The sequence below is a fragment of the Corallococcus interemptor genome (genome assembly GCF_003668875.1).
Lineage (GTDB): Bacteria > Myxococcota > Myxococcia > Myxococcales > Myxococcaceae > Corallococcus > Corallococcus interemptor.
Genome location: NZ_RAWM01000092.1, coordinates 23,535 through 35,200, shown reverse-complemented (window position 1 = coordinate 35,200; position 11,666 = coordinate 23,535). Strand labels below are relative to the sequence as shown.

Genomic DNA, 11,666 nt, shown 5'->3' with positions numbered 1-11,666 from the left:
GGCTCGGCGGGGGCGGCGGGAGCGGCCTCCTCGGGCTCGGGCGCGGTGGCTCCGGGCGGGCGCGGGATGGGCTCCAGCTTGCCCGGCGCCTCCTGCTTGCAGGCGGTGAACGCGAGGGCGACGAGCAGACCGGACAGACTTCGCTTCACGGGGACACTCCTGGGTGACCGTCGCGGGATAGCGGAGCGGACGGCGGTTGTAAAAGGGAGAACGGGCGATGACGCGGCCCGCCTGAGTCGGCCCTTCCAGTCCGCTCCCCTCTGCGAAGGCCAAGCCTGGGCGACCGGGCCCCCTGGCCGCAAGTCCCCCCTGGGGCATCCGGCGACCCAGCTTCCGCAGTCACCCCGTATTCCTCTATGTCCGCGCGTCGTGAAGCGCGGGGATGTTTGTGACTGCAATGGGAGCAAAGCAATGAAGCTTGGGGCTTTTGGGTTGTTGGGGGTGCTGGGATTGGCGGCGGGCTGTGCGACTTCGACTCCGGACAAGCCGTCCGCGCTGGAGCGGCGGCAGGCGATCCGCGATGCGGCGGACAAGACCTACCGCAGCTCGGAGGGGTTCCAGGGGGCCCACTGGGGGATGTCGCCGGACGAGGTCCGCGCCACGCTGCCCGAGGCGACCGTGGCCCCGGATGGGACGCTGCGGATGAAGACGACCATCGCGGAGCTGCCGGCGGAGGTGTCGCTGGGGTTCCTGGAGAACCGGCTGGCGGCGGTGGACGTGTTCTTCCAGGACGTGGCGGATCCGCGCACCTTCCAGTCGCTGATGCGGGACCTGCTCACCCGGAAGTTCGGCGAGCCGAAGACGGCCCGTGAGGTGAAGCGCCAGGTGAAGTGGGGAGACGTCCCCGTGCGCTTCGCCGCGGACCTGGCGCCGCTGCAGGAGGCGGACGGGGCGGCCTCCGCGGAGGCCCTGGAGAGCGCGCTCGCGGGGCAGGGACAGTTCAAGGTCCTCAACCGGTGGACCACCGACGAGACCCACGTGAACCTGACGCAGTGGACCCTGCCGGCCCGGGGCCTCATGGCCATCCAGTACGAGAGCGCGAAGTACTCGCCCAGGCGCGCGGGCCTCATCGGCCGCTACACGTCCAAGGCGCGTCAGGAGCTGGTGAAGGACCTCTGATCAGCTGTCGCGGGGCGCCGCCGCGCGGGACAGCCGGTCCCGCACGGCGATGCCCAGGCCGCTGGCGGCGGGCAGGCAGGCCACGAGCACGTCGTGGCCCTGTTCGTCGGCTTCACGCAGCCGCGCATAGAGAACCCGCGCGGCCTGCGCCGGTTCTCCCGGCACGTCGAAGCGCTGCACGTCGGAAGGCAATGACAGTGACGCGGGGCCCAGCACGCCTACGCGCAATCCCTGTGCACGCAGCGCTTCCACGCGCTGCACCGCTTCGTGCGGTTCCGCGAGCACCACGCCGGCCCGGGGCGCGTAGTGGGACTCCAGCGAACCGGACGCCATGGTCAGGACGACCCATAACTACCCCGCAGCAAGGCCCATGTCGCTGTCCCCCCTCTGGACAGAGAGACTGGGCGACCCGGGCCCTCCGCCGCAAGTCCTCCTGGGGCATCCAAGCCCGGCGCCCTTCATGCTTTATGATTGCTTCTGCCCGAGAGTCCACCCCGGTGGGGACACCCGTTTCATGAGGGGTTTGCGTCTGAAGGGCCGTCTTGGAGATTCGAGGTTCCATGAGACTGAGCGTGCTTGGCTGCATCTTGATGGCGTGCCTCACCGCTGCCTGCGTGACCACTCGCGAAGAGCTGATCGAGAAGAAGCGCCATGGGGCCATGGAGGACTGGCGGAGTCAGGGGGCCGCCTATCGGAGTTCCGAGGGCTTTCAAGATGCCCGTTGGGGCATGCGCGTCGAAGAAGTCCGAGAGCTCTTCCCGGATGGGAAGATGCTCAATGAGAATGCGATGCGCTGGAAGTCCACCATCGCGGACCTGCCAGCAGTTGTGACGTTTGCCTTTCTGAAGGGCCGATTCGTCGCGGTCGACGTCTTCTTTCCAGATGCCGGCAACGTTCGGGACGCACATCTGCTGATCCGGCGGCTGCTCAATCGGAAGTTCGGGACCCCGGTACACGATCGGGATACGGCCGATGAAGCGCAACGGCGGGTTGGCAGCTATCGCTCTGCCGCAGATACCGTGTACGCGCTGGGGAAGCTCACGGAATCACTCACCGGGGTTCACCAGGAACAGTACGCGCAGCAGCGCATTGATGTCAGGGCAGAAAACGATGAGGCTGAAGCCCGACGACAAGCGCGCTCTGCCTCGAAACGATTCGTGCTGCTGAGTCGGTGGGCGACGGTCGAAAGCGACGTCAAACTCAGGAGCGTGAAAACGCCAGGCATTGATGCCGTGGTTATCGAATATGAGAGTGCGAGATATGCAGCGGAGCTCGTAGCGGCCCGGCAACGCACAAAGGAACTTGAGCTTCAGCGCATGACCAAGGGGCTTTGAGGGCTGTCGACCACGAACAAGGTTGGTGCGTGTCTCGTTTAGCCTTCGCGGGCGCCGCCGCGCTGGACAGCCGGTCCCGCACGGCGATGCCCAGGCCACTGGCGGGTGGACAGGCAACAAGCACTACACCCCCTGGTCGCGCAGTGCGAGACTCGCGACCCGTGAACTCGCTCCATGGCGTACGTACTCACTGGCGCCGCACGCCCCAGCACGCGCTCTACGTCCGCCATCCCCAGGAAGGAGTCATGGCGTGCATCTTCGCCTCATGACTTCTTCTTCCCCCGTCCCCGGACCTTTGCCTCAATCTGCTTCGTCTGCTCTACGGCGCGGTCGAAGTCAGACGTGGGTTGGCTCGCCTCAAGCCGTCGCTGTTCCGCGCGGTAGCGGTCGAACTCGGACTCCGCATGCGAGCTGGCCAGTTCGCGACTGACCCGCCCTGCATGCGACAGGACGTCGCGTTCGTTGAACTCCAGGAAGCCGTCCAGTTTCGCTACCCAGTCGGCCATGGTCATCGGGCGCCGCCGCCGTGCCTGGTCCTCCGCGTAGTCCAGGTACATCGTGACGATGCGGTTGAGCTCCTGAAGCTCCTGCTGCTGGAGGTAATTCTTCGCGACCGTGACGTCGGCTCTTCGGATAGGGCCTTTGGGGGCGTTCTTCCAGGTCGCGAGCCCCATGTTTGGCTGTGCCGCGTTGGCGCGCTCGCGGATCAGTTCCGCGGCGGTGTGTCCGTGAATGGCCCAGTGAAGCTTGTTCTGCACGGTCGCATAGAAGGTCTGGGTGAGGTCCGACTGTGAGTCGTAATCGAAGCTGCACTGGGCGTAGATGTCTGTGACCTTCTGGTAGAAGCGCCGCTCCGAGGCCCGGATCTCGCGGATGCGCTCGAGCAGTTCGTCGAAATAGTCCTCGCCCAACTGGGCCGTGGACTGGAGCCGGGCGTCATCAAGTACGAAGCCCTTGACGAGGAATTCGTCCAGGCGGGCTGTTGCCCACTGTCGGAAGCGCGTCCCCTGGGTGGATCGCACGCGGTAACCGACGGCGAGGATCGCTGGCAGGCAATAGTGTTCCACGAGCCGCGCGACCTCGCGGGAGCCCTCGGTTTGAACTATCCGGAATTTCCGGATGGTTGCTCCGGGATCGAGTTCTCCCTCCTCATGGATGTTCTGAAGGTGCTCGTTGATGGTCCGGACATCCTTGCCGTACAGCTCGGCCAGTTGCTTCTGGGTCAGCCAGACGGTCCCTTCCTCGAGCCGCACGTGGACCCGGGACATTCCATCGTCGCCAACGTAGACCAGGAACTCTCCTGCATTGGGGTCGAGCGCCTTCCTATCGGTGGTCATACGTGCGGCTCCGCGTCGATCTGCTCACCCGTTCTCATGCACTCCACACGTCTGGAAGCTCAGCTGTCGCGGGGCGCCGCCGCGCGGGACAGCCGGTCCCGCACGGCGATGCCCAGGCCGCTGGCGGCGGGCAGACAGGCCACGAGCACGTCGTGGCCCTGTTCGTCGGCTTCACGCAGCCGTGCGTAGAGGACCCGCGCGGCCTGCGCGGGTTCCGCCGGCACGTCGAAACGCTGCACATCTGTAGGCAGTGACAGCGACGCGGGGCCCAGCACGCCTACGCGCAATCCCTGTGCACGCAGCGCTTCCACCCGCTGCACCGCTTCATGCGGCTCAGCGAGCACCACTCCGGCCCTGGGCGCGTAATGCGACTCCAGCGAACCCGATACTCGCACCGTAGTCGACGTGCGCACCGGCACCGCGCGCCCCAGCACGCGTTCGATGTCCTCTGTCGCCAGTCCTCCGGGCCTGAGGATGGCGGGGGCTCCAGAGGACAGGTCCACGATGGTGGACTCCACGCCCACCGTGGCCGGACCTCCGTCCAGCACCAGGTCCACGTCGCTGCCCAGGTCCCGCTGCACGTGCTCCGCGGTCGTCGGGCTCACCTTTCCGAAGCGGTTGGCGCTCGGTGCCGCCACGCCTCCTCCCAGCCGCTCCAGGACCTCCATCGCCACGGAGTGGCCGGGCACTCGCAACGCCACCGTGTCCTGGCCTCCCGTCACCGCGTCCGTGGCCTTCGACGTGCGCTTCAGCACCAGCGTCAACGGCCCCGGCCAGAACGCCCTCGCCAGCGCCGTCGCTTCGTCCGGTACTTCACGGGCCCACTCCGGCAGGTACTCCTCGTCCGGGATGTGGACGATGAGCGGGTGGTTCGCCGGCCGGCCCTTGATGGCGAAGACCCGGCGCACGGCCAGCTCGTCCTCGGCGTTGGCGGCCAGTCCGTAGACCGTCTCTGTTGGCAGGGCGATGACACCGCCGCGTCGCAGCAATTCGACTGCACGGTCGAGGAGGTCGGGAGTAAGCATGCTCGGGTCGCACTGTCTCCCCTGGAGAAACCATGGGCAAGTCGCACGTTTTCGATGCGCGCAGCCAGATGCCTGTCCCCGCCGCCGACCTCTTCACCTGGCACACCCGCGAGGGGGCCTTCGAACGCCTGTCGCCCCCCTGGGAGACCGCCGAGGTCGTCGACCGCTCCGGTGACGGCATCCGCCCCGGCGCCCGCGTCGTCGTGAAGCTCCACCTGGGCCCCATCCCTCAAACCATGGTCGCCGAGCACACCGCGTACGTGGAGGGCTCCTCGTTCCAGGACACCCAGCGCGAGGGCCCCTTCGCGAAGTGGATCCACGACCACCGCATGCAGCCCTCGGGGCCCCAGGCCTCCCTGCTGGAGGACTCCATCCAGTACGAGCTGCCCGTGGGTACGCTCGGGGACACCTTCGGTGCGGGCTACGCGCGCAAGCGGCTGGAGCGCATGTTCGCGTACCGCCACTCGCTCACCCGCGCGGACCTGCGCCGCCATGCCCGGTTCGCCTCCCAGGGCCCGCTCACCGTGGCCATTGGCGGCGCGTCCGGCATGCTGGGCTCGGCGCTGGCGTCGTTCCTCGCCACCGGCGGCCACCGCGTGAAGCGGCTGGTGCGTGGCCGCGCGAACCCCGCTCGAGGTGACATTGCCTGGGCGCCCGACAAGGGCACCGTGGACGCGGCGGGCCTGGAGGACGTGGACGCCGTGGTGCACCTGTCCGGCGCCAACGTGGGCGAGGGCCGGTGGACCGAGGAGCGCAAGCGGGAGATCCTCAAGAGCCGCACGGAGAGCACCCGCCTGCTGTGTGAGACGCTGGCCCGTGCCACCCGCAAGCCGCGCGTGCTCATCTGCGCGTCCGCCGTCGGCTACTACGGCAACCGGGGCGAGGAGGAGATCACCGAGACGTCCTCCTCCGGCGACGGCTTCCTCGCGGACGTCACGCGCCAGTGGGAGGCGTCCACCAGGGCCGCGCAGGACGCAGGCATCCGCGTGGTTCACCTGCGTATCGGCGTGGTGCTGGACGCGCGGGGCGGGGCGCTCGCGAAGCTGGCGCTCGCGACCCAGGCGGGCGGCGGCGGGCCCGTGGCCTCCGGACGCCAGTGGATGAGCTGGGTGTCGCTGGAGGACGTGCTGGGGCTCATCCAGTTCGCCATGTTCACGCCGTCCATCCAGGGGCCCCTCAATGCTGTATCCCCGAACGCGGTGCGGCAGGGGGAGTTGGCGAAGGTGCTGGGCAAGGTGCTGCACCGTCCGGCGGTGTTCCCGCTGCCCGCCGCCGTGGTGAAGACCGTGTTCGGTCAGATGGGCGAGGAGACCCTGCTGTCCAGCACCCACGCGCTGCCCACGGTCGCCCAGGCGAACGGCTTCTCCTTCCTCCTGCCCGGCCTGGAGGAGGCGCTGCGCTTCACCCTGGGCCGGACCACCGACGGCGCGGAATACCGCCACGGGTGAGGCCGGTGCTTGACACTCCTCGGGCGGGGCGACAGAAGTGCGCCGCTTCCCCTCGCTTCGAGGAGTCCTGATGATCCAGGTCGAAGGGCTGACGAAGTTCTACGGCGAGCACGCGGCCATCCGGGACCTGGCCTTCACCATCGGCCAGGGCGAGGTCATCGGCTTCCTGGGCCTCAACGGCGCGGGCAAGTCGACGACGCTCAAGATTCTCGGGTGCGTGCTGCTGCCCACCTCGGGCCGCGTCGTCATCGACGGGCACGACGTGGTGAGCCAGTCCCACGAGGTGCGCCAGCGCATCGGCTACCTGCCGGACGTGCCTCCCGTCTACGAGGAGATGACGGTGGGCGAGTACCTGGCCTACGTCGCCCGCCTGCGCGACGTGCCCGCGAAGGCCACCGCGTCCCACGTGGGTGAGGCCGAGGAGAAGACCGGCCTGCGCGACGTGCACGGCGAGGTCATCTCCACGCTGAGCCACGGCTACCGCCAGCGCGTGGGGCTGGCGCAGGCGCTGGTGCACAAGCCCGCGCTGCTCATCCTCGACGAGCCGACCAGCGGACTGGATCCGCTTCAAATCGTGGAGATGCGCGACGTCATCCGCGGGCTCAAGGGCGCGCACACGGTGCTCGTGTCCAGCCACATCCTCCCGGAGATTTCGCAGACGTGCGACCGGCTGCTCATCATCCACAAGGGCACGCTGCTGGCGCAGGGCAGTGAAGAGGAGCTGTCGCGGAGCCTGGGCGGACCGTCCATCGTGCTGGAGGTGCGGGGCGACCGGGCGCGGGCGCTCGAAGCGCTCCAGGGCTTTGGCGCGGTGGAGACGCGGGAAGGGGAGCGGGGCGTGCTCTCCATGAAGATCGCGGCGGCGCCGGATTTGCGGCCCCAGGTGGCGCGAGCGGTGGTGGGCGCGGGACTGGAGTTGTTGCGATTGGACGCGAACGAGGGACAGCTGGAGGCGCTGTTCCTGCGCCTGACGCACGGGCAGGAGGTGAAGGCGTGAAGGCGCTCCTGATTGCGCGCCGCGAGCTGGCCGGCTACCTGCGCACGCTCAGCGGCTACGTCATCCTGGCCATCATCCTCGCGGTGAACGGGCTGTTCTTCAACGCCTATGCCCTGGGCGGCGCGAGCAAGCGCTCCGCGGAGGTGCTGTCCGGCTTCTTCTACTACTCCAGCGGCTTCACCATCGTGGCGGCCATCCTGGTGTCCATGCGGCTGCTCGCGGAGGAGCGCCAGACGGGCACGCTGCCGCTGCTGTACGCGTCGCCGGTGCGCGACCGGGACATCGTGCTGGGCAAGTTCCTGGCGGGGCTCGCGTTCCTGGCGCTGTACCTGCTGCTCACGCTCTACATGCCGCTGCTCGTCCTGGTGAACGGCAAGGTGTCCTTCGGGCACGTGGCGGCGGGCTACCTGGGGTTGCTCCTGTTGGGGAGTGCTTCGCTGGCGGTGGGCACGTTCGGGTCGGCGCTCGCGAAGAACCAGCTGCTCGCGGCCATCTTCTCCGCGGTGATGCTGGTGGCGCTCATCCTGTGCTGGCTGCTGGCGCGCATCACCGAGCAGCCGCTGTCGGACGTCTTCAGCGCCATGTCGCTGTGGAACCAGCACTTCCCTCCGTTCCAGGCAGGGCTCATCCACGTGCGGGACGTCGTCTACTATCTGGTCGTCACCTACGTGGCGCTGTTCGCGGCCACACGGGTGCTGGAAGCGCGGAGGTGGCGATGAGCTCGCCGGCTGCTTTCGGGACGGGGCTGGCCGCGACGGGGGCGTTCGTCGCGGGGCTCGTCGCCGTGTTTCTCGCGGAGCGCGTGCTGGGCGTGGGCTCCGGACGCGTGGCGCTGGCGGCGCTGGGCACGGCCGGAGTGGTGGCCGCGACGGCGTGGCGCGCGGTGCGGATGATTGCAGCGCCTCCGGAGCGGCGCGCGCTGGAGCGGTGGGTGCTCACGCTGTACGTCGTGGGGCTGACCGCGCTGGTGCTCTACTTCGTGAAGGGGGACGTGGGGACGGCGCTGTTCGGTGAGCCGCTGTCCCGCTCCGCGCCGAAGCTGTCGGGCGTGCTGGCGGTGCTGTTCCCGGCGCTGCTGCTGTGCGCGCTGGTGCCGCTGGCGATGGTGGAGGCCGCGCTCGTGGCGATGGCTCGGGCGCCGGTGCCGGAGACGGGCCGGGTGAAGAGCGCGCTGTTCTCCGGCCTGGGCGTGGCGTTCGTCGTCGTGTTCGCGTTCGCGGCGACGTACGTGGCCACGGCGGCGGACGCGACGTGGGACCTGTCGTACTTCCGGACCGCGAAGCCGGGGGAGGCCACGCGCAAGCTGGTGCGCGGCCTCAACGAGCCCCTGCAGGTGACGCTCTTCTTCCCTCCCGCGAACGAGGTCGGCGAGGCGGTGCGGCAGTACTTCCGCGACCTGGAGCCGGAGAGCCCGCAGCTGAGCGTCGAGGCGCTGGACCAGGCGGTGGAGCCCGCGCGTGGCAAGGCGCTGGGCGTCAGCAGCAACGGCTCCGTGGTGCTGGCGCGAGGGGACCGCAAGGAGATCCTCTCCCTGGGCCTGGATCCGGAGCGTGCACGGGGACAGCTCCAGCGGCTGGACGCGGAGGTGCAGCGGCGGATGCTGGCGGTGGCGAAGCCCCGTCGCATCGTCTACCTCACGGGAGGCCATGGGGAGCGCGCGGACACGCGGCCCGTGCCGGGGGAGGCGGCCCGGCCGTCGGTGGCGCAGTTCAAGGAGTTGCTGCGCTCGCAGAACGTGGACGTGCGCACGCTCACGGTGGCGGAGGGATTGGGTTCGGCGGTGCCGGGCGACGCGGCGATGGTGGCGGTGGTGGGGCCCACGCGTGAGCTGCTTCCGGAGGAGACCGCAGCGCTGCGCGAGTACTGGGAGCGGGGCGGGCGGCTGTGGATTGCCTTGGAGCCGGATGGCGCGGCACTGGATCCGCTGCTTCAGTCCATGGGGCTCAAGTCGCTGCGCATCCCGCTGGCGAACGACCGGGTGTTCTTCCGCACCACGCGGCAGCAGAGCGACCGGGGCAACCTGGGCACGGCGAGCTTCTCCTCGCATCCGTCGGTGACGTCGCTGTCCGCGCTGGGTTCGCAGGGCGCGGTGGCGTTCCTGGGCGCGACGGCGCTGGAGCCGCTGACGCCGCCGGTGCCGGGCGTGCTGCTGGACACGAGCGTGCGCGCGCACGGCGAGACGTTCGCGGACCGCAACGGCGACTTCGAGCGGGAGCCGGGAGACGTCACGAAGGCGTGGCCGCTGGTGGTGGCGGTGGAGAAGTCAGCGGGGGAGGGGAAGCCCGCGTCGCGCGCGGTGGTGATGGCGGACGCGGACGCGCTGGGGGACGGCATCCTGGGCAACGTGGGCAATGCGTATCTCGCGGTGGACACGCTGCGCTGGCTCTCCGGTGAGGAGGCGCTGTCCGGCGTGACGGAGAGCGAGGAGGACGTGCCGTTGCAGCACACGCGCTCGCAGGACGTCGTGTGGTTCTACGCGACGGTCTTCGGCATGCCGGTGGCGGTGCTGGCGGTGGGCTTCTTCGTGACGCGGCGGCGCGGGCGTCGAGCGCCCCGGAGCACCGCGGTGGCGGGAGGTGCGCGATGAAGGCGCGCGACGTGGCGGTGCAGGGCGTGCTGGCAGGGGTGGCCCTGGTGGCCGCGTTCTTCGTGTGGCAGCGCGAGCCCTCGCGCGCGCCGGGCGAGGTGACGGTGGAGGAGGGGCAGGCGAGCTCGCTCGACCGCATCCGGTACGACGAGGAGACGCGCTTCGTGGAGCTGCTGCGCGACCCCCAGGACCGCGACACCCTCTGGGTCCGCCTGGGCAGCAAGCCCGCGAAGCCGGGAGCCGGGGCTGGAACGACGGATGGCGGCGTGGCGGATGGGGGTTCCATCGTCACCACGGATACCGACGCGGGGACACCCGCGAGCCCCACCCCCGTGCCTCCGCCCCGCGAGCTGCGCGGCAACGACGTGGCGCTGAAGCTGTTCTCCCGCCTGGCTCCGCTGCGCGCGCAGCGGGACCTGGGCGTTCTGGACGACAAGAAGCTGGATGAAATCGGCCTCGCGAAAACGGAGCGCGGCCTGACGCTCACGCTCGATGGAACGCCTCGCACGTTCCGCGTCGCCACGCCTGCCTCGGGCTGGGGCCCTCCCTACCTCCAGCGCACCTCCGACGGGCACGTCTTCCTGCTGGGCCCCGCGCTGCTGACGGACCTGGAGGCCGCGGCCAGCCGGCTCGTGGACCGGCGCCTGCACACCTTCGACGTGGACGGCTTCGACCGCGTCGTCATCACCACCGGCACCACGTCCCGCGCCTTCGCCGCCAGCGGCAAGCCCCCGGGCGCCGTGCAGCTGTCGCCCGAGAATGCCCCCGGCACTCCGGACGACTTCGCCCGCAACTGGCATGACCGCCTGTGGCGCCTCACCCCCGTGGAGCTCCTGGGCCGGGGCGAAGCCCCTCCAGGCCCCGCTCCCACGCCCGCCTTCCGCGTGGAGTACCAGCGCGGCGGCAAGGCCGTGGGCGAGCTCTCCATGGCGAAGACGCCGGACGGCTCGTGGTACGCGCGCACGGAGTTCACCCCCGGCTGGGCCCGCATGGGCGGCGGCCTGGAGCTCCTGGCCGAGGACGCCGTGAAGCTCACCTCGCCGCGCTGAGCTCCACGTCCAGCCGCACGTCCACGAAGCTGTACGCCGGCCACGGCCCCGTGAACCGGAACGTGTACGCGTCCAGCCGCGCCACCAGCGACAACACCCGCGCCTCGAACGCGGCCACCCGCGTGCGGTCCACCAGGTACGCCGCGTTGAACATCATCCGCTCACCCAGCGGCGGCGCCTCGTGCGTGGCCTCCGCCAGCGGCCGCAGCCCCGCCCTCAGCCCGTCCAGGTCCTTGGAGGTGCGGTCGCGCAGCGCCGCCTCCAGCCGCGACTCGTGGTCCTCTTCCAGTTCGGCCGGGCCGCGCGCCAGCTCCGGCCGCGCCTCCAGCAACCTGCGCGTCAGCGCGTCGCCGTGGCAGTACACCTTCAGCCCCAGCTCCACCCGTCCCTCCAGCTCCGACAGGGCCCGGCTCAGCGGCGCCCGCGCCACGCGCAGCAGCTCCCGCACGCGAGCCTCCGACGGCAACACCGTCCCGAAGGCCACCGGCACCAGCGTGTGCTCGCGCACCACGGCTTCGGTGACGCGCTGGTGCGTGAGCAGGTGCGCCCGCGTGGGCACCACCCGGGGGCCCGCCACCTCGGACACCAGCGCCGCGAGGCCGCCCTCGCGCACCAGGCGCACCGGGGACTCGCCCAGCCCCGCGAGCTCCAGCGTCCATCCGCCGTCCTCGCGCACGACGCCGTAGAGGTAGTGCGCCGGCCCCTCGCGCGAGGACTCCGCCTGGGTCTTCGTCGTCATGACGTGCCCCCTCCCTGACGTGACGGCTTCT

General features: G+C 70.0%; 11 protein-coding genes. 7 read left to right on the top strand and 4 right to left on the bottom strand.

Features of this window, described 5'->3' with window-relative positions:
- Positions 1–411: 411 nt before the first annotated feature.
- Entirely contained in the window at positions 412–1,119 is a 708-nt protein-coding gene (locus D7X96_RS27115) for a hypothetical protein (RefSeq protein ID WP_147468407.1), read from the top strand.
- Here D7X96_RS27115 and D7X96_RS27110 read toward each other — a convergent pair whose 3' ends face one another.
- Positions 1,120–1,452 (bottom strand): Sua5 family C-terminal domain-containing protein, encoded by a 333-nt coding sequence (locus tag D7X96_RS27110; RefSeq protein ID WP_502260786.1) that lies wholly within the window; start codon positions 1,450–1,452, stop codon positions 1,120–1,122.
- A gap of 227 nt (positions 1,453–1,679) precedes the next feature.
- Between D7X96_RS27110 and D7X96_RS27105 the strand changes: the two genes are divergently transcribed.
- Positions 1,680–2,453, top strand: a complete 774-nt coding sequence (locus D7X96_RS27105) for a hypothetical protein (protein ID WP_121724160.1) — start codon at positions 1,680–1,682, stop codon at positions 2,451–2,453.
- A gap of 263 nt (positions 2,454–2,716) precedes the next feature.
- Here the strand turns inward: D7X96_RS27105 and D7X96_RS27100 are convergent, their stop codons facing one another.
- The gene (locus D7X96_RS27100; protein WP_121724159.1) at positions 2,717–3,790 is read right to left on the bottom strand and encodes a virulence RhuM family protein; all 1,074 of its coding nucleotides are present in this window, start codon (positions 3,788–3,790) and stop codon (positions 2,717–2,719) included.
- Between the two features lie 59 nt (positions 3,791–3,849).
- Entirely contained in the window at positions 3,850–4,815 is a 966-nt protein-coding gene (locus D7X96_RS27095; RefSeq protein ID WP_121771074.1) for an L-threonylcarbamoyladenylate synthase, read from the bottom strand.
- A 32-nt stretch (positions 4,816–4,847) separates the two neighbouring features.
- Here D7X96_RS27095 and D7X96_RS27090 point away from each other — a divergent pair, with 32 nt between their 5' ends.
- The 5 genes from D7X96_RS27090 to D7X96_RS27070 all read left to right on the top strand — a co-directional run bounded on the left by D7X96_RS27090 (position 4,848) and on the right by D7X96_RS27070 (position 10,896).
- On the top strand, positions 4,848–6,263 hold the full coding sequence (locus tag D7X96_RS27090) for a TIGR01777 family oxidoreductase (protein WP_121771073.1): 1,416 nt from the start codon (positions 4,848–4,850) through the stop codon (positions 6,261–6,263).
- Positions 6,264–6,333: 70 nt separating this feature from the next.
- Positions 6,334–7,260: an ABC transporter ATP-binding protein gene (locus D7X96_RS27085; RefSeq protein WP_121724156.1), complete on the top strand. Its 927-nt coding sequence runs from the start codon at positions 6,334–6,336 to the stop codon at positions 7,258–7,260.
- Entirely contained in the window at positions 7,257–7,979 is a 723-nt protein-coding gene (locus D7X96_RS27080) for an ABC transporter permease (protein ID WP_120550503.1), read from the top strand. Before D7X96_RS27085 ends, D7X96_RS27080 begins: the two co-directional genes overlap by 4 nt.
- Positions 7,976–9,847 carry a motility-associated ABC transporter substrate-binding family protein gene (locus D7X96_RS27075; RefSeq protein WP_121771072.1) on the top strand — a complete coding sequence of 624 codons (1,872 nt, stop codon included), beginning with the start codon at positions 7,976–7,978 and terminating at the stop codon, positions 9,845–9,847. Before D7X96_RS27080 ends, D7X96_RS27075 begins: the two co-directional genes overlap by 4 nt.
- A complete protein-coding gene (locus tag D7X96_RS27070) occupies positions 9,844–10,896 on the top strand; it encodes a hypothetical protein (RefSeq protein ID WP_121771071.1) in 1,053 nt (350 codons plus the stop codon). The genes D7X96_RS27075 and D7X96_RS27070 overlap by 4 nt, the downstream gene beginning before the upstream one ends.
- On the opposite strand, the gene D7X96_RS27065 is transcribed toward D7X96_RS27070, so the two are convergent.
- A complete protein-coding gene (locus D7X96_RS27065; RefSeq protein WP_120550501.1) occupies positions 10,880–11,635 on the bottom strand; it encodes a GvpL/GvpF family gas vesicle protein in 756 nt (251 codons plus the stop codon). The two genes, D7X96_RS27070 and D7X96_RS27065, sit on opposite strands and share 17 nt — an antisense overlap.
- Between the last annotated feature and the right edge of the window lie 31 nt (positions 11,636–11,666).